The 23,301-nt window shown below is 59.1% G+C and carries 25 protein-coding genes and 4 tRNA genes; 16 read left to right on the forward strand and 13 right to left on the reverse strand.

The window, feature by feature from the left end; translation table 11 throughout:
* Positions 1 to 3: 3 nt before the first annotated feature.
* The 3 genes from M5B97_RS15720 to M5B97_RS15730 all read left to right on the forward strand — a co-directional run bounded on the left by M5B97_RS15720 (position 4) and on the right by M5B97_RS15730 (position 329).
* Positions 4 to 80: transfer RNA gene (locus M5B97_RS15720), tRNA-Pro, on the forward strand.
* A gap of 5 nt (positions 81 to 85) precedes the next feature.
* A tRNA-Lys gene (locus M5B97_RS15725) sits at positions 86 to 161 on the forward strand.
* A 91-nt stretch (positions 162 to 252) separates the two neighbouring features.
* Positions 253 to 329, forward strand: a tRNA-Pro gene (locus M5B97_RS15730).
* 209 nt (positions 330 to 538) lie between these two features.
* Here the strand turns inward: M5B97_RS15730 and M5B97_RS15735 are convergent.
* Complete coding sequence (locus M5B97_RS15735; protein ID WP_123714513.1) at positions 539 to 1,432, reverse strand: LysR family transcriptional regulator; 894 nt, start codon at positions 1,430 to 1,432, stop codon at positions 539 to 541.
* A gap of 107 nt (positions 1,433 to 1,539) precedes the next feature.
* On the opposite strand from M5B97_RS15735, the gene M5B97_RS15740 reads away from it, so the two are divergent.
* Both M5B97_RS15740 and M5B97_RS15745 read left to right on the forward strand, forming a co-directional pair.
* The gene (locus M5B97_RS15740) at positions 1,540 to 2,907 is read left to right on the forward strand and encodes an MFS transporter (RefSeq protein ID WP_248731972.1); all 1,368 of its coding nucleotides are present in this window, start codon (positions 1,540 to 1,542) and stop codon (positions 2,905 to 2,907) included.
* Positions 2,904 to 4,178, forward strand: a complete 1,275-nt coding sequence (locus M5B97_RS15745; protein WP_248731973.1) for a glucarate dehydratase family protein — start codon at positions 2,904 to 2,906, stop codon at positions 4,176 to 4,178. Before M5B97_RS15740 ends, M5B97_RS15745 begins: the two co-directional genes overlap by 4 nt.
* Before the next feature lie 229 nt (positions 4,179 to 4,407).
* Here the strand turns inward: M5B97_RS15745 and M5B97_RS15750 are convergent, their stop codons facing one another.
* Entirely contained in the window at positions 4,408 to 5,175 is a 768-nt protein-coding gene (locus M5B97_RS15750) for a metalloregulator ArsR/SmtB family transcription factor (protein ID WP_248731974.1), read from the reverse strand.
* 74 nt (positions 5,176 to 5,249) lie between these two features.
* On the opposite strand from M5B97_RS15750, the gene M5B97_RS15755 reads away from it, so the two are divergent.
* On the forward strand, positions 5,250 to 6,410 hold the full coding sequence (locus M5B97_RS15755) for a cytochrome P450 (RefSeq protein WP_248731975.1): 1,161 nt from the start codon (positions 5,250 to 5,252) through the stop codon (positions 6,408 to 6,410).
* The gene (locus tag M5B97_RS15760; protein WP_134658755.1) at positions 6,407 to 6,790 is read left to right on the forward strand and encodes an antibiotic biosynthesis monooxygenase; all 384 of its coding nucleotides are present in this window, start codon (positions 6,407 to 6,409) and stop codon (positions 6,788 to 6,790) included. Before M5B97_RS15755 ends, M5B97_RS15760 begins: the two co-directional genes overlap by 4 nt.
* Here the strand turns inward: M5B97_RS15760 and M5B97_RS15765 are convergent.
* From M5B97_RS15765 to M5B97_RS15780, 4 genes are all read right to left on the reverse strand, one after another.
* Positions 6,777 to 8,417 (reverse strand): methyl-accepting chemotaxis protein, encoded by a 1,641-nt coding sequence (locus M5B97_RS15765; RefSeq protein ID WP_134658753.1) that lies wholly within the window; start codon positions 8,415 to 8,417, stop codon positions 6,777 to 6,779. The two genes, M5B97_RS15760 and M5B97_RS15765, sit on opposite strands and share 14 nt — an antisense overlap.
* Positions 8,418 to 8,718: 301 nt before the next feature.
* Positions 8,719 to 10,017, reverse strand: coding sequence for an NAD(P)/FAD-dependent oxidoreductase (locus M5B97_RS15770; RefSeq protein WP_123714518.1), 1,299 nt, complete (start codon positions 10,015 to 10,017; stop codon positions 8,719 to 8,721).
* A 60-nt stretch (positions 10,018 to 10,077) separates the two neighbouring features.
* Positions 10,078 to 10,251: a DUF3094 family protein gene (locus M5B97_RS15775; RefSeq protein WP_090366854.1), complete on the reverse strand. Its 174-nt coding sequence runs from the start codon at positions 10,249 to 10,251 to the stop codon at positions 10,078 to 10,080.
* Between the two features lie 89 nt (positions 10,252 to 10,340).
* On the reverse strand, positions 10,341 to 10,970 hold the full coding sequence (locus M5B97_RS15780) for a DUF1780 domain-containing protein (protein ID WP_053254334.1): 630 nt from the start codon (positions 10,968 to 10,970) through the stop codon (positions 10,341 to 10,343).
* 129 nt (positions 10,971 to 11,099) lie between these two features.
* Here M5B97_RS15780 and M5B97_RS15785 point away from each other — a divergent pair, with 129 nt between their 5' ends.
* Both M5B97_RS15785 and M5B97_RS15790 read left to right on the forward strand, forming a co-directional pair.
* Positions 11,100 to 11,789 carry an energy-coupling factor ABC transporter permease gene (locus tag M5B97_RS15785; RefSeq protein WP_134658749.1) on the forward strand — a complete coding sequence of 230 codons (690 nt, stop codon included), beginning with the start codon at positions 11,100 to 11,102 and terminating at the stop codon, positions 11,787 to 11,789.
* Between the two features lie 65 nt (positions 11,790 to 11,854).
* Complete coding sequence (locus M5B97_RS15790; protein ID WP_025856597.1) at positions 11,855 to 12,070, forward strand: hypothetical protein; 216 nt, start codon at positions 11,855 to 11,857, stop codon at positions 12,068 to 12,070.
* Here M5B97_RS15790 and yacG read toward each other — a convergent pair.
* The 4 genes from yacG to M5B97_RS15810 are packed head-to-tail and all read right to left on the reverse strand — an operon-like array spanning position 12,067 to position 14,955.
* The gene (gene yacG / locus M5B97_RS15795) at positions 12,067 to 12,267 is read right to left on the reverse strand and encodes a DNA gyrase inhibitor YacG (protein WP_123714520.1); all 201 of its coding nucleotides are present in this window, start codon (positions 12,265 to 12,267) and stop codon (positions 12,067 to 12,069) included. The genes M5B97_RS15790 and yacG overlap by 4 nt on opposite strands.
* Positions 12,264 to 12,887, reverse strand: coding sequence for a dephospho-CoA kinase (gene coaE, locus M5B97_RS15800; RefSeq protein ID WP_123714521.1), 624 nt, complete (start codon positions 12,885 to 12,887; stop codon positions 12,264 to 12,266). Before coaE ends, yacG begins: the two co-directional genes overlap by 4 nt.
* Complete coding sequence (locus M5B97_RS15805; RefSeq protein WP_248731976.1) at positions 12,884 to 13,750, reverse strand: A24 family peptidase; 867 nt, start codon at positions 13,748 to 13,750, stop codon at positions 12,884 to 12,886. Before M5B97_RS15805 ends, coaE begins: the two co-directional genes overlap by 4 nt.
* Positions 13,747 to 14,955 (reverse strand): type II secretion system F family protein, encoded by a 1,209-nt coding sequence (locus M5B97_RS15810; protein WP_248731977.1) that lies wholly within the window; start codon positions 14,953 to 14,955, stop codon positions 13,747 to 13,749. Before M5B97_RS15810 ends, M5B97_RS15805 begins: the two co-directional genes overlap by 4 nt.
* Positions 14,956 to 15,158: 203 nt before the next feature.
* Between M5B97_RS15810 and M5B97_RS15815 the strand changes: the two genes are divergently transcribed.
* From M5B97_RS15815 to M5B97_RS15825, 3 genes are all read left to right on the forward strand, one after another.
* The gene (locus M5B97_RS15815; RefSeq protein ID WP_283101019.1) at positions 15,159 to 15,572 is read left to right on the forward strand and encodes a pilin; all 414 of its coding nucleotides are present in this window, start codon (positions 15,159 to 15,161) and stop codon (positions 15,570 to 15,572) included.
* Positions 15,573 to 15,636: 64 nt separating this feature from the next.
* Positions 15,637 to 15,709 (forward strand) — tRNA-Thr (locus tag M5B97_RS15820).
* A 150-nt stretch (positions 15,710 to 15,859) separates the two neighbouring features.
* A complete protein-coding gene (locus M5B97_RS15825; protein WP_123714525.1) occupies positions 15,860 to 16,165 on the forward strand; it encodes a DUF6388 family protein in 306 nt (101 codons plus the stop codon).
* A 45-nt stretch (positions 16,166 to 16,210) separates the two neighbouring features.
* On the opposite strand, the gene nadC is transcribed toward M5B97_RS15825, so the two are convergent.
* Entirely contained in the window at positions 16,211 to 17,059 is an 849-nt protein-coding gene (gene nadC, locus M5B97_RS15830; RefSeq protein ID WP_248731979.1) for a carboxylating nicotinate-nucleotide diphosphorylase, read from the reverse strand.
* 247 nt (positions 17,060 to 17,306) lie between these two features.
* Between nadC and M5B97_RS15835 the strand changes: the two genes are divergently transcribed.
* The 4 genes from M5B97_RS15835 to M5B97_RS15850 all read left to right on the forward strand — a co-directional run bounded on the left by M5B97_RS15835 (position 17,307) and on the right by M5B97_RS15850 (position 21,548).
* A complete protein-coding gene (locus M5B97_RS15835; protein WP_248731980.1) occupies positions 17,307 to 19,463 on the forward strand; it encodes a DUF1631 domain-containing protein in 2,157 nt (718 codons plus the stop codon).
* 61 nt (positions 19,464 to 19,524) lie between these two features.
* Positions 19,525 to 20,088 (forward strand): 1,6-anhydro-N-acetylmuramyl-L-alanine amidase AmpD, encoded by a 564-nt coding sequence (ampD, locus tag M5B97_RS15840; protein ID WP_123714528.1) that lies wholly within the window; start codon positions 19,525 to 19,527, stop codon positions 20,086 to 20,088.
* Entirely contained in the window at positions 20,085 to 20,921 is an 837-nt protein-coding gene (ampE, locus tag M5B97_RS15845; protein WP_123714529.1) for a regulatory signaling modulator protein AmpE, read from the forward strand. Before ampD ends, ampE begins: the two co-directional genes overlap by 4 nt.
* A gap of 198 nt (positions 20,922 to 21,119) precedes the next feature.
* Positions 21,120 to 21,548, forward strand: a complete 429-nt coding sequence (locus M5B97_RS15850) for a hypothetical protein (RefSeq protein ID WP_248731981.1) — start codon at positions 21,120 to 21,122, stop codon at positions 21,546 to 21,548.
* Here the strand turns inward: M5B97_RS15850 and M5B97_RS15855 are convergent.
* Both M5B97_RS15855 and cra read right to left on the reverse strand, forming a co-directional pair.
* Positions 21,477 to 22,271, reverse strand: a complete 795-nt coding sequence (locus tag M5B97_RS15855) for a TatD family hydrolase (RefSeq protein WP_248731982.1) — start codon at positions 22,269 to 22,271, stop codon at positions 21,477 to 21,479. The two genes, M5B97_RS15850 and M5B97_RS15855, sit on opposite strands and share 72 nt — an antisense overlap.
* Before the next feature lie 2 nt (positions 22,272 to 22,273).
* A complete protein-coding gene (gene cra / locus M5B97_RS15860) occupies positions 22,274 to 23,269 on the reverse strand; it encodes a catabolite repressor/activator (protein ID WP_134658735.1) in 996 nt (331 codons plus the stop codon).
* Positions 23,270 to 23,301: the final 32 nt, after the last annotated feature.

The raw sequence follows: 23,301 nt of genomic DNA on the forward strand, positions 1-23,301 counted from the left end.
AACCGGGGTATAGCGCAGTCCGGTAGCGCGCCTGCTTTGGGAGCAGGATGTCGGGAGTTCGAATCCCCCTACCCCGACCATATTTGGGTCGTTAGCTCAGTTGGTAGAGCAGTTGGCTTTTAACCAATTGGTCGTAGGTTCGAATCCCACACGACCCACCATTTTTGAGACCAGTTAACGCTGGAATCGAATCTTAAGATCAGAGGCCAAAAGCGCTGATCGAAGAAGGCGACTGAAAGGTCGCCTTTTTTCCGGGGTATAGCGCAGTCCGGTAGCGCGCCTGCTTTGGGAGCAGGATGTCGGGAGTTCGAATCCCCCTACCCCGACCATATTCAAAGAAAAAAGGCGCCTTTATGGCGCCTTTTTTCGTTTGTTCATCGGGCTCATGCCGCGAATCTTGAGCCCATGATTGAATGAACGTGGCTGTTCATCGATTCATGTTCACAGGCTTCGTTTTTTTCGCTCTTCTTAGCCTCAATCTCTGTTAGCTCAACTGCCCTCATAGGGAAGCTGCTCGCGGTCCCGCTGCCGCTCAGGCTCACCCTTCACGAACCGCATTGCGTATGCCCTCCAACAGCATGGCAAACGCCGGGTTGTCATTGTCTTCGCGCCAGATCAGGTGCAACTCGCTCTGCGCGCCTTCGCCCAGGTCGATATCGCGGAACACCACGTTTTTGAATACCACGCTGCTAGCGCACCGGGGCACCAGGGCCAGGCCCATGCCGGCGTTGACCAGCGCGAGGATGGTCAGGGACGAGCCCAGCCACTGCACGTATTCCGGTGCCACGCGGGCGGAGCGCAGCAGGCCGGTGAGTAGCTCGTTGAACGGCGGGTAGGCGGCGTGGGCGTACATCAGGAAAGGTTGGGCATCCAGGTCCTGTGCGCTGACCGTCGCTGCCTGGGCCAGCCGGTGGCTGCTTGGCACGGCCAAGACAAAGGGTTCGCGAACCAGGCATTCGGTGGCGTAGCCGGGTTCCAGCAACGGGGCGCGGACGATGCCGAGGTCGATGCGCCGGGCGCGCAGGGCCTCGTATTGCTGGTAGGTGTTCATCTCCGACAGGTCGATCTTGACGTGGGGCTGCTTGAGCCGCGCCTCGGCGATCACCTTGGGCAAGAACTCATACACCGCGCTGCCAACGAAACTGATATTGACCGTACCGATATCGCCTTCGGCAAAGCGCCGAGCGGTCACGGCCGCTTGCTGCGCGCGCTCCAGCAGGTTCTGGGCCTCGACGAAAAACGCACGGCCGGCGGCGGTGAGGGCGACGCTGCGGGTCGTACGGGTAAACAGCTCAACCCCCAGGTGATGTTCCAGCAATTGGATCTGCCGGCTCAGCGGTGGCTGGGTCATGTTCAACCGTTCGGCGGCGCGGCGGAAATTCAGCTCGGTCGCCACGGTAGTAAAACAGCGCAGCTGTGTTAGCTCGAACATTGATCTAATCCTGGTATCAATCGGATGCCAAGTTAGATTAGACGGGAACAATCCCCGGCGTCCATGATCCGTGCGTCCCTTAAAAAAACAATGAATGGGAGTTGCCCGTGGATACCCTCCAGAATCCGCCTGACCCGACGGTGCTCGCCCGCGCGGCTGCCAAGGTCAAGCGCCATATACTGCCGCTGTTTGTGGTGATGTTCATCGTCAATTACATCGACCGCGTCAATATCGGCTTTGTGCGCAGCCACATGGAGACCGACCTGGGTATTGGCGCGGCGGCCTACGGCTTGGGCGCCGGGCTATTCTTTATTGGTTATGCGATCTTCGAAGTGCCCTCCAACCTGCTGTTGCAACGCTACGGCGCGCGGGCCTGGTTGACGCGCATCATGTTCACTTGGGGCGCGGCGGCGATGGCGATGGCTTTTGTCAGAGGTGAAACCAGCTTCTACATCCTGCGCTTCGTGCTCGGCGCTGCCGAAGCCGGGTTTTTCCCCGGCATCATCTACTACTTCACCCAATGGTTGCCGGCCGCCGAGCGCGGCAAAGCCATGGCGATTTTCCTCAGTGGTTCGGCCATCGCCTCGGTGATCTCCGGGCCGGTGTCTGGGGCGTTGCTCAACGTCAGCGGGTTGAGCCTGCATGGCTGGCAGTGGATGTTCCTGATCGAAGGCTTTGCTTCTATCGTGTTGTGCGGCTTTGTGTGGTTCTGGTTGCAGTCCCACCCCCATCAGGCCAAGTGGCTGAGCGACGAAGAAAAACATGCACTCACCCGTGTCATCGCGCTGGAGCAGCAGGCGCGCGAAGCGAGCCAGAATGTGCGGCCGTCGATGTTCAAGTTGCTCGCCGACAAACAGATCGCGCTGTTCTGTTTTATCTACTTCTCCATCGCCCTGACTATTTACGGCGCCACGTTCTGGCTGCCCAGCATGATCAAGAAAATGGGCAACCTGGGCGACTTCCAGGTGGGCTTGTTCAATTCGATCCCCTGGTTGATTTCGATCGTCGCCATGTACGGATTTGCCACCCTGGCCAGCAAATGGAAGCACCAGCAGGCGTGGGTTTCACTGATGCTGGTGATCGCCGCTTTCGGCATGTTCATGTCCACCACCGGTGGGCCGGTGTTTGCCTTTGTCGCCATCTGTTTTGCCGCGATTGGCTTCAAGGCGGCCTCGGCACTGTTCTGGCCGATCCCCCAGGGCTACCTGGATGCGCGGATCGCGGCGGCGGTGATTGCCCTGATCAATTCGGTGGGCAATTTGGGCGGTTTCGTCGCGCCCACGACCTTCGGTTTGCTCGAGCAGACCACCGGCTCCATCGAGGGTGGCTTGTACGGCCTCGCCGCAACCTCGTTACTGGCCGCCGTGGTGGTGTTTTTTGCCCGCACCACGCCACAGGGCGGGGTGCCTCCCGCGTCAACACCTTCTACTCGTCACCACGCCTTGCGTTCAGGTCCACAGGGAGCCGCCTCTTGAAAATTGTCCGCGTTACCGTCACTCCGATTGCCTTCCGTGACCCGCCCTTGCTCAACGCCAGTGGTATTCACGAACCCTTTGCACTGCGCTCGATCATCGAGGTCGAAAGCGACACCGGCTACATCGGCCTGGGCGAGAGCTACGGCGATGCCCCGGCACTGGCGATCCAGCAGCAGGTGCAATCGCAACTGATCGGTCTCGACCCGTTCAACCTCAACCAATTGCGCGCCATCGTGCAAGCCACGGTGGCCGCCCACAAACCGGCGAGCCTGGCCGGGGCGGAACTGGCGCCGGGTTCTCATGCCAGCAAGGCGGTGAGTAATGCCTATTCGGCGTTTGAGGTGGCCTTTCTCGATTTGCAGGCGCACGCATTGAATGTACCGCTGGTGGACCTGCTCGGTGGGGCGATTCGCGACCAGATTCCGTTCAGCGCCTACCTGTTTTTCAAATACGCCGAACACATCGAGTCACCTTATAAACCCGACAGTTGGGGTGAAGCCCTCAACGAGCAACAGATCGTCGCCCAAGCCCGGCGCATGATCGAAACTTACGGCTTTAAAAGCATCAAGCTCAAGGCCGGTGCGCTGCAACCCGAGCACGAAGTGGCATGCATAAAGGCCTTGAAAAAGGCCTTTCCCGGCGTGCCGCTGCGTATCGACCCGAATGGCAATTGGTCCCTGGAAACTTCGATTCGCATGGCCGAGCTGCTCGGCGATGACCTGCAATACTACGAAGACCCGACCCCTGGCCTGGACGGCATGGCCGAGTTACACAAGCGTACTGGCCTGCCCCTGGCGACCAATATGGTGGTCACCGACTTTGACGAATTCCGCCGCAGCATCGCCTTGAACAGCGTGCAGATTGTGCTCGCCGACCACCACTACTGGGGCGGCCTGCGCGACACCCAGGCACTGGCGAAGATGTGCCAGACCTTTGGCCTCGGTGTGTCGATGCACTCCAACTCGCACCTGGGTATCAGCCTGATGGCCATGGCCCATGTCGCCGCATCGGTGCCCAACCTCGATTACGCCTGCGACACCCACTACCCGTGGCAAGAACCGGATGAAGAAGTGATCAAGGGAGGCAAGCTGCCGATCGTCGACGGCTGCGTACGGATCACTCGTGCACCGGGGCTTGGCCTTGAGCTGGACCATGACCAACTGGGCAAGCTGCATGATCAGTACCTCAGTTGCGGCATTCGCCAGCGCGACGACGTGAAACAGATGCAGCGCTATCAACCGGAGTGGAAAATCGTTAAACCACGTTTCTGAAGCTGGTCGCTTCGTTTTTGCCCGGTGGTGCATTTGCGTGTGCCTCCGGGCTTTTTTTTGCGCGGTTCCTGCGCATCCGTATGCGCCGCGCCAGTTTTATCCTGCAACAGCATTCCAAACTTGACCCGGCACTTTTGCGTAAGCGTCCCGCTGATACACGCTGATTTAAGACGTAACACGCGAAGCAGTGCTCGCTTGTTGATAGAGGCTCAGTTCAAGGAAGCTGTAGTCATTTCGGTAATGCCGGTTCGGCGAGTGGTGTTCCATTTCGCATGACTGACCTCTCTATATCTTTGTCTTCAAGCACGATCCCGAATCGGCCAGACAGCTCCTTTCGTCCTTTGGATGTCAATGCAAGTGCCCGACTATCAAGGTCTTGGATAACCCACTTGCGGCTTATGACAGTCTGTAGAAAAGCTGCTCCGAGTGCTCCCGCAAGATGAGGGCGCCGCATGCTCCAGTCCAAGCATGAGCACGCGAAACGACGTCGCTGTGCCCTTACCGTTTCTATCTCGATACCGAGCGCTGTCATCGCTTTTTCGCCGCTCATAGTGAGCTGATACAGACTCTCCCCAGCGACCGGCGCGGTTAACCAGCCCGCACCCATGAAATGGTCGTGCAGTTTTACAGCCAGTGTTCCTGCCATATGGTCATAACAAGTACGCGCGAACTGCAATCGGGTTGGGGTCGTGGAAACATATTGCGTGTCCGCGTTTTGGGCTATCACCATGAGGGCCTCAATAGCCTGGGCCACTTGCGCGTTCTCCAGGCTGTAGTAGCGATGCCTGCCTTGCGTGTGCAACCTCACCAACCCGTCTTCTTTCAATCTTGCTAAATGCGCACTCGCCGTGGAAGCACTAACGTCGGCGATGACGGCCATTTCGGTACTGGTACGCGCGTGCCCATCCATCAGCGAACAAAGCATTTTCGTCCTCGCCGGTTCGGCAATGGCGCCGGCTACCCGAGAAATCGCGGTGTCATTGCTTTGAGCGTCCATATTTCGTTCCTGAGCGAATCGTTGGCGTGAAGGGTGTTCGATAGTAGTCGTTCTTTGTGAACAGGACTTGCGGAATGACGCCTTTTGAAGCAGCTACTCATGCTGATCCCTACGTTTATTACTCAGGGCTCAGGCGACAAAACGGCCTGTTATTCGATGCAGATCTTCGTTTATGGATTGCAAGTGATGCCGAGTTTGTCGAAGCCATTCTGGGGCATCCCGATTGTTGCGTGCGTCCGCTAAACGAGCCGATTCCTCCCGCCATCGCGCGGGGCATGGCAGGAGTGATCTTCGGTCGTTTGATGCGCATGAACGAGGGCCCGCCGCACCTGTGCCCCAGGATGGCTATCGAGCCTGCCTTGGCCTCTGTAGAGACAGAAAACATCGAAGACATCGTGTCACGCGTGGTCGATATCCTCGATAACCCGGTCGACAATGTAGATGAGCTGATGTTCACGTTGCCGGTTTCCGTCATTGCCACCTTAATAGGCCTTCCATCCAGCCGGCTGCAGGAAGTCGCGAAGCTGACACGGGATTTTGTTGCTTGCCTATCGCCGTTAAGCGACGAAATTCAGCTCGGTAAAGCCAATGCCGGGGCCACTCGGCTAAGCGAATTATTCACCGCGCTGCTAAGCAGCGACGATAAATGTAGCCGCTTCTTGAGCCATATCCGGAGCGGATGCGAGGCCACGGCCTGGGGAGATCATCCTGCGTTTATCGCTAATCTTATTGGTCTATTGTCACAGACCTGCGAAGCCACAGCAGGCTTGATCGGCAATACCCTCGTAGCGCTCCATCGCAACCCCGACCTGATTGAGGAGATGCAACTTACGCCGATGATGGTTGCAGACTTGGTGGCAGAGGTAGCGCGCTACGACTCACCAGTGCAAAACACCCGGCGATTCGTAGCAAAGCGATGCACTATCAGGGGCCGCGTACTGGAGGCGGGCGATACCGTTCTATTGCTGCTCGCTTCAGCCAACAGGGATGCCTGCGCGAACCCAGACCCCGATAGCTTCTTGCTCAATCGAACGCAACGACGAACCTTCAGCTTCGGCTCAGGAAGACATGAATGTCCAGGTCAGCAACTTGCATTGACTATCGCCTCCCAGACGATTTTGGTATGGCTACATCGCCAATCAACCCCGTTTGATCGTCCTTATCGGTGGCGCTATTTGCCGTCCCTTAATGGCCGCATCCCTAAGTTTTATCGTGATCAGGAAACTCAGCAATGATCGCAGTTATCTTTGAGGCATGGCCTCATGAGCAGCAATACCAGCGGTATCTTGATCTTGCTGCTGAACTGAAACCATTGCTGGCAGAGTTGGATGGCTTCATCTCGGTCGAGCGTTTCCAAAGCCTAAGTGAACCGGGAAAGGTTCTCTCACTGTCATTCTGGCGTGACGAGGAAGCTATCAAGCGGTGGCGCGGCCTTGAGCTGCATCGTGCTGCCCAATTAGCTGGCCGTAGGCAGGTTTTCGATGACTATCACCTGCGTATAGCCCAAGTAGTTCGAGATTATAGTCTTGAGGACCGCGTCCAAGCGCCGATCGATAGCAATAAGGAATGGCGTGTTGAACCCTTCTGCCTGGCTGAATACCCTAAGCCGCGCTGAAGAACGCCACCTTCTCGGTCAGGCGATCCGCCAAATGCGAGAGCTCCAGGCTCGCCGTCGCAACTTGGCATGACCCTGCGGCGGACTGCACCGTGGAGCCGTGAATACGGTTGATGTTTTGAGCCACTTCATCGGCAACCACGTTCTGTTGCTCCGAGGCGCTGGCGATCTGGGCGTTCATATGACTGATGGCGCCCACTTGCTCGCTGATCCTGCCCAATGCACTTTGCGCTTTGCGGGTGAGTGCCACCGTTTGGCTCGCCATCTCGCAACTGTCACGCATTGTTTGCGCGGCGGTTTCAGTGCCCAACTGCAGCGTACTGATCATCTCCCGAATTTCCTCGGTTGACTGCTGCGTACGGCTGGCCAGCGAACGCACTTCATCAGCGACAACCGCAAATCCGCGCCCATGTTCTCCAGCCCTCGCGGCCTCAATGGCTGCATTCAAGGCAAGCAAATTGGTTTGCGAGGCAATGGAGTTGATAACGTCGATCACTGACTCGATATTTTCACTGTGTTTGGAGACCTGATTCACGGTACTCGTGGTCTGCTCCAGACTAACCGCCAACTGTTCGATGGAGAGGGTCGTGCTTGCAACCAATTGATTGCCGCTTTCCACTTCAGTATCAGCAAGCCTGGAGGCATCGGCTGCCTGAGCGGCGTATCCTGACACCTCAGTAACCGTTGCAGCCATTTGCGTGATAGCTGCAGCCACTTGCTCGGCTTCGCGGATTTGGAGGCTGATCTGTTCATTATTTACCGATGAGGTGGCAGACAACTGCGTGGACGAGTGGTTGACCTCTCGTGCCGCACTGCGCACTTGCAGCATAGTCTCGGCCAGATGGCTAAGCGCGTCTTTCAAGACACCCATGACACTGTCAGGGTAGTTCGTTGAGATAGCCTGATTCAGCTCACCAGCGGCCAGCCGTTCTATGGCCAATGCGACCTCGGTGGGTTCGGCGCCTAACGTGGATTTAACGAATCGGATAATGACAACCGACAGCATGACGCTCAGCATCAGGGCGATACCGGTCGCGATCAACATCAGCGTACTGAACTGGCTTGCGGTCGCCTGCACCGCGCCAAGCTTCGCCTTGATTGACGCCTCTTCGTAGTCGATGAGCGCATTAACGCGCTTTAACCACTCACTGTAATCCAAAGAAGTTTGACGCATCAGCAGTGCCTGGGCTCCCGATACGTCGCCAGCCTGGCGCAGGGAAATGACCGCCTGGGTGGATTTCAGGGTTTGTTGCTCGATGTCCTTGATAGCACTCAGTAACCGGGCTTCCTCGCCCCTCACGTTTAAGCCTTTGAACAACTGATCCATAGGCGCCGCCGAGTCTGAGTAGGCCTTTTCCAGGGTCCTGATTTCCGTGAGGTGTTTTTCCAGATCAAGGTCGCTCTCTACCAGCACCGCGTCTCGGATCGCAATGGCGCGGTTATGGACACTGCCACGAAAATTGATGGCATAGCGCTGAACCTTCGCTGCGTTTTCGCTGACGTCGCTCAACGTGGAATCGATAAATGCAACGCGCTGAATCCCGACGGCGGTTATGACTATAAGAAGCGCAAGGATGGCTGCGAAGCTAAGCCCTATGCGTGTCGCCAGGGAGACCGGTTTTTTCATGGCTAGCTCGATATATGCCCTGTGTGGGCCTGGATTGGTGCGAATGATGCTATTAAGCCACCACGTTGGAGGTGAAGGTACGTCCAAGTCTGGTGCCCCATCCAGTTAGGAATAGGTACGGACTTGATAGCTAAATGCTATCAATTTGGGCGGGGCGTATTCTTGATCGATGGTCGTGGCAGGGACGGTGGTTACCGCTCTCACCGCCAGATCGAAGCCTCTTGGGCGGGGTGCCGGTCGCTACTCAGGCAAAAAAAATCCCCCTATCGAACGATAGGGGGATTTTTTACGCCGGCATTAATCAGTGCAGCTTGAGCCTCGGCTCGGTACCACGTCCGATCTTGCTGCCGAGCATCAGCATCGCTGTGCGGAAGAAGCCGTACAGCGCCATCTGGTGCATGCGGTACAGCGACACGTAGAACATCCGCGCCAGCCAGCCTTCCAGCATGACGCTGCCGGTCAGGTTGCCCATCAAGTTACCCACGGCGGAAAAGCGCGACAGCGAGATCAGCGAGCCGTAGTCAGTGTACTTGTACGACGGCAGATCCTTGCCTTCGATCCGCAGCTTCAAAGACTTGGCCAGCAACGAGGCCTGCTGGTGAGCCGCTTGGGCCCGTGGCGGCACATTGCGGTCAGTGCCCGGTTGCGGGCACGCGGCGCAGTCACCGAACGCGAAGATATTCTCGTCGCGGGTGGTTTGCAGCGTCGGCAGCACTTGCAGTTGGTTGATCCGGTTGGTTTCCAGGCCATCGATATCCTTGAGGAAACCGGGGGCGCGAATACCGGCGGCCCATACCTTCAGGCTGGCCGGAATCACCTGGCCGCTGCTGGTGATCAGGGCATCTGCCGTCACTTCGCTGACCGCCGAGTTGGTCAGCACGGTCACCCCGAGTTTCTCCAGGGTTTTATGCACAGGCGCGCTGATTCGCTCCGGCAGTGCGGGCAAGACTTTCGGTCCGGCTTCGATCAAGGTGATGTGCATGTTTTCCGGTTTGATGCGGTCCAGGCCGTAGGCCGCCAGCTCGTGGGCGGCATTGTGCAGCTCGGCGGCCAGTTCAACCCCGGTGGCACCGGCGCCGACGATGGCGACGCTGATTTTTTCTTCCACATCGGTCTGGCCTGCGTGGGCGCGCAAATAGTGGTTGAGCAACTGCTGATGGAAGCGCTCGGCCTGCTTACGGGTGTCGAGGAACAGGCAGTGTTGCGCCGCGCCCTCGGTGCCGAAGTCATTGGTGGTACTGCCCACTGCGATCACCAGGGTGTCGTAGCTCAGCACGCGCGCAGGCACCAGCTCACGGCCTTCTTCATCGAGGGTGGCGGCCAGCTGAATCTTCTTCTGTTCACGATCGAGCCCGCTCATGCGCCCCAGTTGGAACTCGAAGTGGTTCCATTTGGCCTGGGCGACATAATTGAGTTCGTCTTCCGAAGAGTTCAGCGAGCCGGCAGCCACTTCGTGCAGCAGCGGTTTCCAGATATGGGTCAGGTTGGCATCGGCCAATGTGATGCTGGCGATGCCGCGCTTGCCCAGAGTCTTACCCAGGCGGGTAGCCAACTCCAGGCCGCCGGCGCCGCCGCCGACGATAATAATACGATGGGTCATGGGGATATCTCGCAAGGCTAAAAGAAATCGGAGCAGTCACCCCCGCGAGCGCCAGGCAGCTCATAGCGTGAGGTAACTCAAAAGGCGGCTCAGCAAACCGAGCCCGATCACCGCCACCAGCACCACACCAAGGAGCAGCCACGGCCGGAAAGGCTTGCGCTCGACTTGGTTCTGGGAGAGTTGCAGGTACTCTTCGACATGCTGTTGGTCATCGGGGTTCAGGCGGCTGGTCATAAAGGCCTCGTCAGGTAGACGTTGCAAAAGGGCGCCACGTTACAGTCAGGGGATTGGCGGCATCGCCACAAGCGTAGCCTGTGCCCGTGTCACAGGCTGATGCCCACGTCGAATACTATGCTGCGACCCAGGTTGTTACGCAAGAAATCCGGTGCGTCCGGATGGGCGAACAGCACCCGTGCGAAGGTCGGCCCCACCAACGACAGCGAACGCCAGCCCTGGCGCAGGTATTCGGTGGGCGGTGGGAAGTGGCTGTTGAGGTCCAGTACTTCACGTTTGAGGCTGGTGAACGCAATCAAGTCCAGCTCGCCGAGGTCCATGCCGCGTTCTTTGTAGTTATGGGCTTTCTTGCGCAAGGTGGGGGCCAGGCGCAGCAGAAACTCATGGGCGGGAATGCGTCGCGGCTTGGCCTCGCGCCGAACCAGCTGGCTCAGGGAAAACGCACTGCGCCGGCGCAGTAGCTCATCGCGCCATTCGTCGTTCAGGCGTCGGCCTTCGTCCAGAACAAAAAAGACCTCGAAACTGGCGTCGCGAAACAGCACGTCCGGCGGCTCTTGCCCGGCAGGGTGAAACTCTTCAGCCCGGTAGGGCACATTCAAGCCTTGCAGCAGGCGCTGGCAGACCCAACGCTCACGCTCCCATTTGCGGGCATTGGACAAGAATGCATTGGCTTGTTCGGCCGCTACGGTGAGCAGGCGCAAATAATCTGAATCATCCATGTCTGCAGCTTAGCGTTCAAATGATGACCACAGGAAGTCTTGCTTTAAAACAGCGGTGTAGACTGGTCACCCGACAGTGACCCCAGGGATGACATGCGTCATGAGGCTATTTGCAGCAGGAGTATCCCCGTGATCGGCGCAGCGGTCTTGGCGCCGGCAACCCTCGGCTTCGGCTGGCTGTTGTACGCGCCTTTGGTGCTGTGGGCGGTCCTGCGTTCGCCTTGGGTCGAGCTGTTCGCTGATCGCCGGCGCCAGCATTTACTGTTCGGTACGGTGTTTGCGCTGTTCATGCTGTGGCTGGTGCGTCGGGATTTCGACACGGGGGTTTCCTATCACTTTATCGGCATGACCGCCGTGACCCTGTTGCTCGACTGGCCCTTGGCAATCGTCGGTGGCCTTGCCGCGCAAATGGGCCTGGTATTGTTGGGGCGCCAGGATCTGGCCGCCGTTGGCATCAATGGCATGTTGTTGATCGTACTGCCGGTGCTGGTCACCGAGGGCTGCGCGCTGCTGGTGGAGCGAGCACAGCCGCGTAACCCTTTTGTGTATATCTTTTGCTCGGGCTTTTTCGCCGCAGCGCTATCGGCGTTGCTCTGCCTGTTGGCCGCGTTGGGCCTGTTGTGGTTCGACGGCCGTTTTGCGATGCCGGAATGGCTGGAGGACTTCGTCGGTTACTTATGGCTGATCATCTTCCCCGAAGCATTTATCAACGGCATGGTGATCAGTGCCCTGGTGGTGTTCAGCCCTGAATGGCTGGAGACTTTCAACCGCACCCGCTACCTCTCGGCACCTTGGAAGGACGACGATCCGCAGCGTTGACCCAGATCAAATCGCGGGCAATCCGGCGGGCCCATGCTCTGCCCAATTTTCCAGGAGTACGGATCATGAGTGTGTATGAGTGGGCACGGCAGGAGTTGCGCAGAAGCCAGGACGCGGCACAGGAAATCGGTTTTGACCCGGGATTGACCCTGCGCGCCATGCTCAGTGCGGTGGTGCAACAGAGCAAGGGCGTGCGCACTTTCGAAGACCTGGCCGACGAGCTGCAATATCTTGCAGAGAACCTCGACGACCAGCAGGAATACGCTTTTATGCGGCCTTAGTGGCGCGGCTGCAGGTCTTCGGAGAACAGTTCGTCTTCGGCATCCGGGGCCACGGGAATCTTGTGTTCTTCGGCCGCCCAGGCACCCAGGTCGATGAGCTTGCAGCGGTCCGAGCAGAACGGTCGGTTGGGGTTGGTCGTCTTCCATTCCACGGGTGCACCGCAGGTTGGGCATTCGACGGTCAAGGGTTGGCTCATGATCGGCCTCCACGCAAAGTAAGGTAAAAGTGGTGCAATCGCTCGACCTCGCTGTGCAGCCAGGCGAGGTCCTGGTCATTGACCAGCACGTCATCGGCATGGTTCAGGCGGTCTTCACGGCTGGACTGGGCCTTGAGAATCGCCTGCACCTGCTGTTCGCTGATGCCGTCGCGCTGCAGGGTACGCTGAATCTGCAGCGATTGCGGCACGTCGATCACCAGAATGCGCTGGGTCATGCTGTACTGGCCGGACTCGATCAGCAGCGGTGACACCAGGATCGCATAGGGCGATTGCGCACGCGCCAGGTGGCTGCGAATCTCCTCGCCAATCAGTGGGTGCAGCAAAGCTTCCAGCCAGAGGCGCTCTTCAGGAACTTCAAAGATCAGTTTACGCAACGCGGCGCGATCCAATTGGCCGTCGGGCAGCAACACGCCGGTACCGAAGTGTTCGGTGATGCGCGCCAGTGCCGGCCGGCCGGGCTCGACGACCCAGCGGGCGGCATGGTCGGCGTCTACCAGGTCGATACCGAGGTCGATAAAGTGCTGGGCAGCGGCGCTTTTGCCACTGCCTATGCCGCCGGTGAGGCCAAGAATCCAGGGTGTTTCGACAGAAGTGGTCATCTGAAACCGACAGACTGCAAATAGAAGTCTGTTATTTGACCACCCCAAAGCAATGCAATCCAGCCGGCAATCGCCAGGCAAGGACCAAACGGCATCGGCGTCGATACCCGGGACTTGCGCAAATGCATCAGCATCAGCCCGGCAAAAACCCCCAGCAGCGACGCCATCAGCAGCGTCATCGGCAGAATCTGCCAACCCCCCCAGGCGCCGAGCATGGCCAGTAATTTGAAATCGCCATAGCCCATGCCGTCCTTGCCGGTGATCAGCTTGAACAGCCAGAACACCGTCCACAGGCTCATATAGCCCATGACCGCTCCCCACAGCGCATCGGGCAGTGTCGCCAGCAAGGCGGTACTGTTGAGGATCAGGCCTAGCCATAACAGTGGCAGCACGAGCACGTCCGGCAATAGTTGATGATCCGCATCGATCAGGCTCATGGCCAGTAAGCCCCAACTCAGCACCATCGCTGCACCGGCCTGCCAGCCGAAACCAAAGTGCCACGCAGTGGCGGCCGAAATGAGGGCGCAGGCCAGCTCGGTAAACGGGTAGCGGGCGCTGATGGGCTCGCGGCAATGGGCGCAACGCCCCCTGAGCATCAAGTAGCTGAGCAGCGGGATATTTTCCCAGGGACGAATCGGCTGATTGCAGTGCGGGCAGCAGGAGTTGGGGCGCATCAGGTTGTAGGCAGGCCCGACAGGCGCAGCTGGCAGCCCGAGGACTTCATTGGCCTGGGCACGCCATTCCCGTTCGAGCATTTTCGGCAGGCGCCACACCAACACATTGAGGAAGCTGCCGACGATCAGGCCCAGCATCAGCGCGGTTGCAACGAAGGCCCATGGGCGTTCAGCGAGCAGCATGCTCAAAATGCACTCCCCAATTGGAAGACCGGCAGATACATGGCGATGACGAGCGCACCGACAATACCGCCCAGCACCACCATGATCAGCGGCTCCATCAGGCTGGTGAGGTTATCGACCAAGTGGTCCACATCGGCCTCGTAATGGCTCGCGACTTTTTCCAGCATGCCGTCCAGCGTGCCGGACTCTTCACCGATGGCCGTCATCTGGATCGCCATGCCTGGAAACAAACCGCTGGCGGCCATGGAGTGGTTCAGTTGCATGCCTGTGGCTACATCGTGGCGCATACGTTCGATCGCCTCTTTGAAGGGGCCGATGCCGACGGCGCCGGCTGCCGAGCTCAATGCCTGCACCAGAGGCACGCCTGCTGCAAACGTAGTGGAGAGGGTGCGAGCATAGCGGGCGATGGCGGACTTCTTCAGCAGTGTGCCTGCCAGGGGCAGTTTCAACAAACCCGCTTCCAGCTTGTGACGAAAGCCAGGGGAGGCCCGGTAGGCCAGGCGTAGCCCGGCAATCGTCGCGCCCAGGCCCAGTGCCACTAACCACCAGGCGCGCTGCAGGAACTCGGACAGGGCAATGACCCACAGGGTAAAGCCGGGCAATGGGCTGTCGACGCCCGCGAACAGGTTCTGGAACTGCGGCACCACATGAATCAGCAGCAGTGTACTGACCAGGCTGGCAACCACCAGTATCGCGATAGGGTAGGTCATGGCTTTCTTGATCCTGGCCTTGAGCCGTTCGCTTTTTTCAAGATGGATTGCCACTCGCTCCAGCAGGGTTTCCAGGGCGCCGGCCTGTTCGCCGGCGGCAACCAGGTTGCAATACAACTCATCGAAACAGCGCGGGTGCTTGCGCAGCGCGGCAGCCAGATTGCTGCCGGCGGCGATCTCGTGTTTCAGCCCCTCGACCAATTCGCGCAGTTGTCGGTTTTCGACACCTTCCCGGATGACGTCGAATGCTTGCAGCAAGGGGATGCCAGCCTTGAGCAGCGTCGCCAGTTGACGAGTGAACAGCGCAATATCGGTGGGTTTTATGGCAGGAGCGAGCATTGGCAAGCCTTGGGCTTGCTTGCGCACATGATCGAGGCAGATCCCTTGTTGGCGCAGTTGGGCCTTGACCTGCGCAAGGTCATGGCCGACTGTTTTTCCGGTCACCCTGCGCCCTTTGCGGTTGATGCCTTCCCAGGCGTAGATCGTCGAAGCGTCGTTCATGTCACGGTTCCGCACACAGGTAGTGGAAGCTTTATAGCTTAGTCAGGTGACGGATTCGGGCATGAAGCAGGTGAGCGATAAAATGTCAGAATGTGCGTCTTGGGCGCGATTGGCCGCTTACGGATGAGTACACTGGCGCCGCTGCAAAATGCAGGGCGCAGGAAGCGCCTTGTCTTGGGTTCTATCTCTGGAGAGTGAATGTGATGCGTCAGAAAGGCTTTACCTTGATCGAGTTGCTGATCGTCGTGGCGATCATCGGCATTTTGGCAACCATCGGTCTGCCCATGTATACAAAGCACCAGGCCAAGGCCAAGTTCACGGCAGGCCTGGCTGAAATCAGTGCATTGAAGGCTGGCTTCGAGGACACCCTCAACCAAGGCACCGTGCCGACGCTGGCGTTGATCGGTGGTACCAGTCCTACCGCCAACTGCAAGATCGACGTGGCTGGCGATGTAGCCACCGGTGCCGGTTCCATCCGTTGTGAAATCCTCGATGCACCTGCGCCCGTGCTGGGCAAGAGCATCACTTTGACGCGCAGTGCCACCACGGGCTGGAAGTGTGCCACTACGGCTGACGCGCAATACATCGCCAAGGGCTGCGGCGCCGACGGCGCGTAACGGTTGCCGGGCGGTAGGCGAGTGAGTTGCCGCATGCCCGATGCGGTGCTAGCTTTAGTCCACCGCCCGTGTAGCTCAGCCGGTAGAGCAGCGCACTCGTAACGCGAAGGTCGCAGGTTCGATTCCTGTCTCGGGCAAAAAGGCAACACTGTTTCAAAGGCAACGTTTTCAGATGATCCCAGAATGGTTCTGAAGGCCAGACGAGTCGGCATTCCTGCCGACTCATCAGTATCTGCGCGACCTTGATGACCCAGATGCATCCCCATTCCTCGATCTAAGAGAACAACATGACCACGACTGAGATGACCCAGGAAGTTCGGCACCAGGCAGCCCTCGAAAAATACCTCGAGGAGTCACCGCAGCTTAAAGAAGAGATCAAGGATTTGAGTGCTGATGACCAGCGCGACCAGATCCAATGGGCATTCGAGGACGAGGCTGAAAGCCAGGGCTATCAGCCCTGGGAACTGACCCTCAAGTACACCTCTACACCGGAAGAATTCGAAGCCGCACGGCTGGCCTTGCACAAAGAGGCGGCCGAGGTGCTGGGTGTCGAATGGGAAGAGTATTGCGAGATGAATAATCTCGTCGTCTGACAGTGGAGTGAGCGGGCTCGCCCCCCGCTCACTGCTGCATTTGAGTCAGATGCTGAGGCGCATCGACAAATCCATCGCCTTCACATCCTTGGTCATCGCGCCGATGGAGATGTAGTCCACTCCGGTTTCAGCGACAGGCAGCAGGGTGCTTTCATTGATCCCGCCGCTGGCCTCCAGCTTGGCCTTGCCGGCGTTCAGTCGAACGGCTTCGCGCATGTCATCCAGGCTCAATTCGTCGAGCATGATGATATCGGCATTCGCCGCCAGTGCTTCGCGCAGTTCTTCCAGGCTTTCCACTTCGATTTCCACCGGCTTGCCTGGGGCGATCTTGTGAGCGGCCGTAATCGCCTGGGCAATGCCGCCACAGGCAGCGATATGGTTTTCCTTGATCAGGAACGCGTCATACAGACCAATACGGTGGTTGTGGCAGCCGCCACAGGTCACAGCGTATTTCTGCGCCAGGCGCAGGCCCGGCAAGGTTTTGCGGGTGTCGAGCAACTTGACCTGGGTGCTGGCGACGAAATCCGCCAGGTACTGAGCCCGCGTGGCCACGCCAGACAGCATTTGCAGAAAGTTCAGCGCGCAGCGCTCACCGCTGAGCAGCGAGCGCGCCGGGCCTTCGAGATGAAACAACGCTTGGTTGGGGCTGACGCGATCACCATCGGCGACCTGCCAATGCACCGCGACGCGCGGGTCGAGCTGGCGGAACACCGCGTCTACCCAGGCGGTACCGGCGATAACCGCCGCATCACGAGTAATGATCGTGGCTTTGGCCAGCCGTTCGGCCGGGATCAACTGCGCGGTGATATCGCCGCTGCCGATATCTTCCAGCAGTGCGCGGCGCACATTGGCTTCGATTTCGGCGGTGAGGTCGGCAAGACGGAGATTCGGCATAACGGGCTCCACAAACAAAGTGCATGGATTATAGGGGCAGCGGGCGTCTGAACCCAGACTCGCTACTCATTTGCCATGCAATGGCAGAGTTTGCTGGCGCAACTGCCCTCATTTGCAAGATAATCCAGCGCCTTGCAATTGGCGTCATAGCTTTGACGTATTGGTGATACCCGGGGTATTTGCAGCGCCCGTCCAGGCCTGCCCTCGATATTTCTCCATTTAAACACCGCCGTTTCAGGAGGCCAGGATGCACAATGACGGAAAGGTGGTGCCCATCAACAAGGCACAGGCCACGCCATCGCCGCTCGCGCGCCTGCCGGTGGTGTTACTGCAGGTGCGTGACAAAGCTGCGCAACAGTTGCAACAAGGGTTGCAGGAACTGTTCGATAACGCAGACGACACCCTGTTCGAGATGGCCGACAAGGCCCGCAATAACGTCGACCATCACATTTTCTTTGAGGCTATGCGTGACCTGCGCCTCAAGCGCAAGAGTTTCGAGCGCGTCTTCATGGAGCAGCTTTTTGCAGCCTTCGCCAATCTGGGACAGGTTGGGCGCAGTGACGTGCACCTGGTGCCGAGGGTGTCATACGAAGCCGGCGCCGGTAAGTCCAGTGATGAGCGGGAAAAAGCCGTGGCGCTGGAGGCCATGTTGGGGCGCGTGCGCCACCGTGACGGCCTGGCGCTGGGGCAACTGACGGCCCGTTTGAGTGCTTTGCTGGGGCAGCCGCTGGATGAGCGTGAAAACCCGTTAGGCCCGGCATTGTTGTGCGAATTCTTTTTGCGGGCGGGGCGCAGCCTGGGGGTGGAGATCCGCGTCAAGCTGATCATCCTCAAACTCTTTGAAAAGTATGTGCTCAGTGACGCTGACCTGTTGTACGGCGAAGCTAATCAACTGTTGGTCGCCACCGGCGTATTGCCGGAGCTCAAGGCTATACCCTCGCGCCGCTCCGGCGGGCGGGCGTCCCGTGACCATCAGCGCGAGGAACGCTCGCTGGCCGCCGAGCCGGTGTTCGATGACAGTGGTCAGGAAGCCTTTGCCGCTTTGCAGACGCTGCTGGCGGCCGTGCGTGGCAGTGTCGCTCCTACCCTTGAAGCCAGCGCCGAACCGCAACCGATTGCCTCCCGCGACCTGCTGCGTCTGCTTTCTCACCTGCAGCAATACGTACCGGAACCTGAGGCCGAAGACGATTTTGACCTGCGTAACCAGCTTGAGCAGCTGTTGACCCGGGTCAGCGTCAAGAGCGGCAAATCCCGCGTGGTGGAGGATGCCGACGAGGACGTGATCAACCTGGTCGCGCTGCTGTTCGAATACATCCTCAATGACCGCATCGTACCTGATGCCTTCAAGGCGCTGATCGGTCGTTTGCAGATCCCGATGCTGAAAGTGGCGGTGCTGGACAAGAGCTTTTTCAGCCGTACCAGCCATCCGGCACGACGCTTGCTCAATGAAATAGCCGCCGCCGCCATGAGCTGGAGCCCTCGGGATGACTATCAGCGTGACAGCCTGTACCTGCACATCGAGCAGGTGGTGCAGCGGTTGCTGAATGATTTCGTTGACGACATGACGATTTTTTCCGAGTTGCTGGCGCAGTTCACTGCGTTTATCACGGATGAGCGTCGCCGCAGCGAGCTGCTCGAACAACATACCTACGTGGCCGAAGAAGGGCGTTTGCGCGCCGAAGCCGCTCGCCAGCGTGTGGCCGAGGTGCTCAACCGACGGTTGCTGGGCAAGGTGTTGCCCCAGGCGGTGGTGCAATTTATCCAACAGGCTTGGAGCCAGGTACTGCTGCTGGCCAATCTCAAGCACGGGGAGCAGTCGGTCCAATGGCAGGCGGGGCTGCGCACCATGGACGAACTGATCTGCAGCGTGGGCCTGCAGAAAGACACCGAGGCCGGTCGTCACCTGCTGGAGCAGTTGCCCGGGCTGCTCAAGGCACTGCGCGACGGCCTGACCAGTGCCGCGTTCGATCCCTTCAGCACCCGTGAATTCTTTGATCGGTTGCAAGCCATGCATGTGCAGTCATTCGGTGGCGAAGGCTTCGAGACACTGATTGAAGTACGCGAGCCCTTCGTGTTCGGTTCCGCAGCGTCTGATCCGGTCGTGAGCCTGCCCAATGATGACCCGGACCTGCTCAAGGTCTATCAGTTGCGGATGGGTAGCTGGTTCGAATTCCAGACCGACAAAACCACTACCCTACGCTGTAAGCTCACGGCGATCATGGCGCCGACCAATAGCTACATTTTTGTCAATCGCTCCGGGCTCAAGGTCCTGGAGAAGAGTGCAGCGCAATTGGCCATGGCCTTCAAGCAGGGTGTGCTGCGCACGTTGGACGACGGCTTGCTGTTTGATCGGGCGTTGGCATCAGTGATCGGCAACCTGCGTCAACTCAATCGCGGCAAGTGATCGCAACGGCAGGGCTGAACGCGGCATACTGGTAACACCTCGTCTCATTTAAGGAGCCAGTATGCAGTTGGACCCCGCCAGCGGTTGGTGCCAGGGCATCCTTCATTGCCCTTCACCCAACTTCAACGAGCGCCCTGCTGGTGAAATCTCGCTGTTGGTGGTGCATAACATCAGCTTGCCACCGGCGCAGTTCGCCACAGGCAAGGTGCAAGCGTTTTTCCAGAACCGCCTGGATGTCACGGAGCATCCCTATTTTGAAGGGATTGCCGCCCTACGAGTGTCTGCGCATTTTCTGATTGAGCGTGACGGCACGGTGACGCAATTTGTCTCGTGCCGTGATCGGGCGTGGCATGCCGGGGTTTCCAGCTTCGAGGGGCGTGAGGTCTGCAATGACTTTTCCCTGGGGATCGAATTGGAGGGAACGGACGAGCTGCCATTCACCGATGCCCAGTATGCTTCGCTGATCGAGCTGACACGCCAGTTATTGGCGGCTTACCCCGACATAACGCAGCAGCGTATTTGTGGTCATAGCGATATCGCACCGGGCCGCAAGACCGACCCCGGCCCGGCTTTTGATTGGACGCGCTTTCGCAGCGCCCTGCAGGATGGAGGACACGCACGATGAGTTTCCTGGTGTTGGTGCTGGCGGTGTGGATCGAGAAGTTCTCGGCCCTGCGCCAGCGGTTGCAACGTGATGGCGGCTGGTTGCGTGAGCTGGCCAAGTTGGAGTCGAGCCCACGCATGGGCAAGCGACCCTGGCTGATTCTGCTGTTGCTGGTGCTGCTGCCAGTGCTGTTGCTGGCGTTGTTGCTGCTGGTGCTGGAACCGGTCGCTTACGGCTTGTTGGCATTGCCGGTGCACTTGCTGGTGGTGATCTACAGCCTGGGGCGTGGCGATCTGCTGGCGCAGCTTGGTCCTTTTCGCGACGCCTGGCGCCGCGGTGACCTGCAGGCCGCCGAGCACGTGGCCGAGCGTGACCTGAAGATCGGCGCGGACAGTGGCGAGCAGTTGCTGGAACGGGTTCAAGGGCACTTGCTCTGGCAGGCTTATCAGAGTTTTTTTGCGGTGATTTTCTGGTATTTCCTGTTGGGCCCGGTGGCGGCGCTGGCCTATCGCTTGCTGGCGCTGGCAAACGAAAACAGCCAGAACCCGTTGGTGGCCGAGCGCGCCGGGCAATTGCGGCATGCGTTTGACTGGGTACCGGTGCGCCTGCTGGCGGCCAGTTTTGCCCTGGTCGGCAACTTCGTCGCGGTCAGCCGGGTGATGCTCCACGAGTTGTTGAGTTGGGATATCAGCGCTGCGCAGCTGCTGGAAAAAGTCGGCCTGGTGGCCGCGGAAATCCCTGCGCCCGTGGTAGGCGCCGACGGTCTCAGCAGCCTGGACAGCCTGTGGGAACTGCTGTTGCGCGCCGCCGTGTTGTGGTACGCCGGGTTTGCCATCTGGACCGTGTTGCCTTAGCGCCCCTGCGAACCGACCGTGGTCGACGCAGGTGATCGAGCTGAAGCAATTGATCGGTGCGTTTCGCGTGTAGGACGTTTGTGTGGGAACAAGCTTTTTGCGGCGTGGTGCTTGTCTGGTTTTTCCTGTTGGCCTTCATTGTGATGTGAAACGGTGAGAATTTGTATCACCTAGTAACGATCTCGTGGAGGCACTGCCATGAACGCTGTCATCGGCATCAAAGGGCATTGTGCACAGTGTGATATGACGTTCGAGCTCAAGCCTTGGCAGTTGAATGCCATTGCCATCGATGAGCCCTTTGGCTGCAGGTATTGTCACTCGTGCCTGCAGCTGTGTTGCCATAAGCAGTTACGTCAATTCCGAGCAGTGGACCATTGGGCGCTGGTTCGTCCCGCCATGGTCATTCTGACGTGTACGACCTTGCTGATGGCGCTGGTGGCGGAGTGGGTGGGGCTGCTCAGTGTGATCGGGCAGTTCAATATCTCACTGGTGACGGTGTTGGTGCACTGCCTGATCGTGCGTTACGCCCGCCACCGGCAGAAGATGACCTTGAATCTACAGGCCGTCAGTTCGCGGCCAATTGAACAGCTCACAGGCGTTGCGGGTGCTCGCCTCGGCCAGGTTTGACGCTTCGATGCCCATGCGTTCAGCCAGGGCGACGCAGATGTCCGGCAAGTGTTGCGGGCTGTTGCGCTGGCCTGTGTACATGGCCGGGGCCATATCCGGCGAGTCGGTTTCGAGCACCACCGCCTCAAGAGGCAGTTGAGCGAGCACCTTGTGCATGCGCAGTGCCTGGGGCCAGGTGGCTGCGCCGCCCAGTCCCAGTTTGAAACCGAGTTTGATGTACTCGCGGGCCTCTTCAACGCTGCCGGCGAACGCATGGATGATGCCGCCTCGTGGCAGGCGAAGGCGCTTGAGCGTGGCGATCACCGCCGCGTGGCTGCGACGTACGTGCAGCAAGGCCGGAAGCTGGAAGTCCAGCGCCAGTTTCAGTTGGGCTTCGAACAGGCTTTGCTGACGTTCGCGATCCAGCTGTTCAAGGAAGTAATCCAGGCCGATCTCGCCGACGGCGCACAGCTGCCGGTGGCCGTGCAGGCGGGCCAGCCAGTCGCCCAGCTCCGTCAGATCGGCGGGGCGGTGTTCATCGAGATACACCGGATGCAGGCCGAAGGCGGCGAATAAGCCCTCATCCGTTTGCACCAGATCCCACAACCGTTGCCAATTCTGCTGATACACGCCCAACACCACCATGCGCTGCACGCCGAGATGGCGGCTGTGGGTGAGGACTTCCCGCCGGTCATCATCGAAATCCGGGAAGTCCAGGTGGGTGTGGGTGTCGATCAGCTTCACGCTCAAGCCTCGTGAATGCGCTGCTTGAAGGTACGCCCGATGGCGTGCACGCCAGGCTGGTACTGCTCTTCTTCAATCGCCGCCAGTGCCAGGCGCAGGGCGGTATCGGCGATCAATTGATGTTGTTGAGCCATGGCATTGACCGGCAATGGCAGGAAGTCCAACAACTGGGTGTCACCGAAGGTGCCCAGGCGCAATGGCCGGGACCGAAGCGGGAAGTCATGCAGCGCGTCGAACACACCTTGCAGCAGCACGTAGGAAGTAGTCACCAGCGCGTCAGGCAAATGGCCCAAGCGCTGCAGTAGTTGTTCCATCAACTGGCGACCACAATCGCGACTGAAGGACTCGCCGTGTTCGACGATCACGTCACCGGCAAAACCTTCGAGTGCTTCACCAAAGCCCGCGGCGCGTTCCTGGCTGATGCCTAACTCCGGGCGGGCACCGATCAGCGCGATCTGCTTGGGCAACGGCAGCAACAGGCTGCTGGTCAACTGCTGGCAGGCCTTGCGGTCGTCGCTGACCACCGAACAGAACTGCGCAGGCTCCATCACCCGGTCGATGGCGATCACCGGCAAGCCCTTGGCTTGCAGCTCGCGGTAACTGTCGTCGCCGGCCGGCAGGCAACTGGCTACAAACAACGCATCGCAGCGCCGCGCGCGGAACAGTTGCAGCAATTGGCGTTCGCTGTCGGCCTCGTCGTCGGAACTGGCGATCAGTAACTGATACCCCCGTGCCCGCGCGCCTTGCTCCAGTAGCTTGGCGATGCGTGCGTAGCTGGGGTTTTCCAGGTCCGGCAGGATGAAGCCCAAGGTGCGCGTATGCCGGCTGCGCAGCCCGGCGGCCTGGGGGTTGGGAGTAAAACCATGGGCTTCAACCACGGCACGCACCCGCTCGACGGTGGCGTTGCTGATGCGCTGCTGTTCGGCCTTGCCATTGATGACATAGCTGGCGGTGGTTACGGACACACCGGCCAGGCGTGCAATATCACTGAGTTTCAAACCGGGATTTCCTTGTTTTTTGGAGCTCGCCC

The organism is Pseudomonas sp. MWU13-2517 (assembly GCF_023242545.1).
Lineage (GTDB): Bacteria > Pseudomonadota > Gammaproteobacteria > Pseudomonadales > Pseudomonadaceae > Aquipseudomonas.

Coding starts and splice junctions, on each gene's coding strand:
- M5B97_RS15735 (WP_123714513.1), bottom strand. CDS start 1,432: ATGTTCGAGCTAACACAGCTGCGCTGTTTTACTACCGTGGCGACCGAG.
- M5B97_RS15750 (WP_248731974.1), bottom strand. CDS start 5,175: ATGGACGCTCAAAGCAATGACACCGCGATTTCTCGGGTAGCCGGCGCC.
- M5B97_RS15755 (WP_248731975.1), top strand. CDS start 5,250: ATGACGCCTTTTGAAGCAGCTACTCATGCTGATCCCTACGTTTATTAC.
- M5B97_RS15760 (WP_134658755.1), top strand. CDS start 6,407: ATGATCGCAGTTATCTTTGAGGCATGGCCTCATGAGCAGCAATACCAG.
- M5B97_RS15765 (WP_134658753.1), bottom strand. CDS start 8,417: ATGAAAAAACCGGTCTCCCTGGCGACACGCATAGGGCTTAGCTTCGCA.
- M5B97_RS15770 (WP_123714518.1), bottom strand. CDS start 10,017: ATGACCCATCGTATTATTATCGTCGGCGGCGGCGCCGGCGGCCTGGAG.
- M5B97_RS15775 (WP_090366854.1), bottom strand. CDS start 10,251: ATGACCAGCCGCCTGAACCCCGATGACCAACAGCATGTCGAAGAGTAC.
- M5B97_RS15780 (WP_053254334.1), bottom strand. CDS start 10,970: ATGGATGATTCAGATTATTTGCGCCTGCTCACCGTAGCGGCCGAACAA.
- M5B97_RS15790 (WP_025856597.1), top strand. CDS start 11,855: ATGAGTGTGTATGAGTGGGCACGGCAGGAGTTGCGCAGAAGCCAGGAC.
- yacG (WP_123714520.1), bottom strand. CDS start 12,267: ATGAGCCAACCCTTGACCGTCGAATGCCCAACCTGCGGTGCACCCGTG.
- coaE (WP_123714521.1), bottom strand. CDS start 12,887: ATGACCACTTCTGTCGAAACACCCTGGATTCTTGGCCTCACCGGCGGC.
- M5B97_RS15810 (WP_248731977.1), bottom strand. CDS start 14,955: ATGAACGACGCTTCGACGATCTACGCCTGGGAAGGCATCAACCGCAAA.
- M5B97_RS15815 (WP_283101019.1), top strand. CDS start 15,159: ATGCGTCAGAAAGGCTTTACCTTGATCGAGTTGCTGATCGTCGTGGCG.
- M5B97_RS15825 (WP_123714525.1), top strand. CDS start 15,860: ATGACCACGACTGAGATGACCCAGGAAGTTCGGCACCAGGCAGCCCTC.
- nadC (WP_248731979.1), bottom strand. CDS start 17,059: ATGCCGAATCTCCGTCTTGCCGACCTCACCGCCGAAATCGAAGCCAAT.
- M5B97_RS15835 (WP_248731980.1), top strand. CDS start 17,307: ATGCACAATGACGGAAAGGTGGTGCCCATCAACAAGGCACAGGCCACG.
- ampD (WP_123714528.1), top strand. CDS start 19,525: ATGCAGTTGGACCCCGCCAGCGGTTGGTGCCAGGGCATCCTTCATTGC.
- ampE (WP_123714529.1), top strand. CDS start 20,085: ATGAGTTTCCTGGTGTTGGTGCTGGCGGTGTGGATCGAGAAGTTCTCG.
- M5B97_RS15850 (WP_248731981.1), top strand. CDS start 21,120: ATGAACGCTGTCATCGGCATCAAAGGGCATTGTGCACAGTGTGATATG.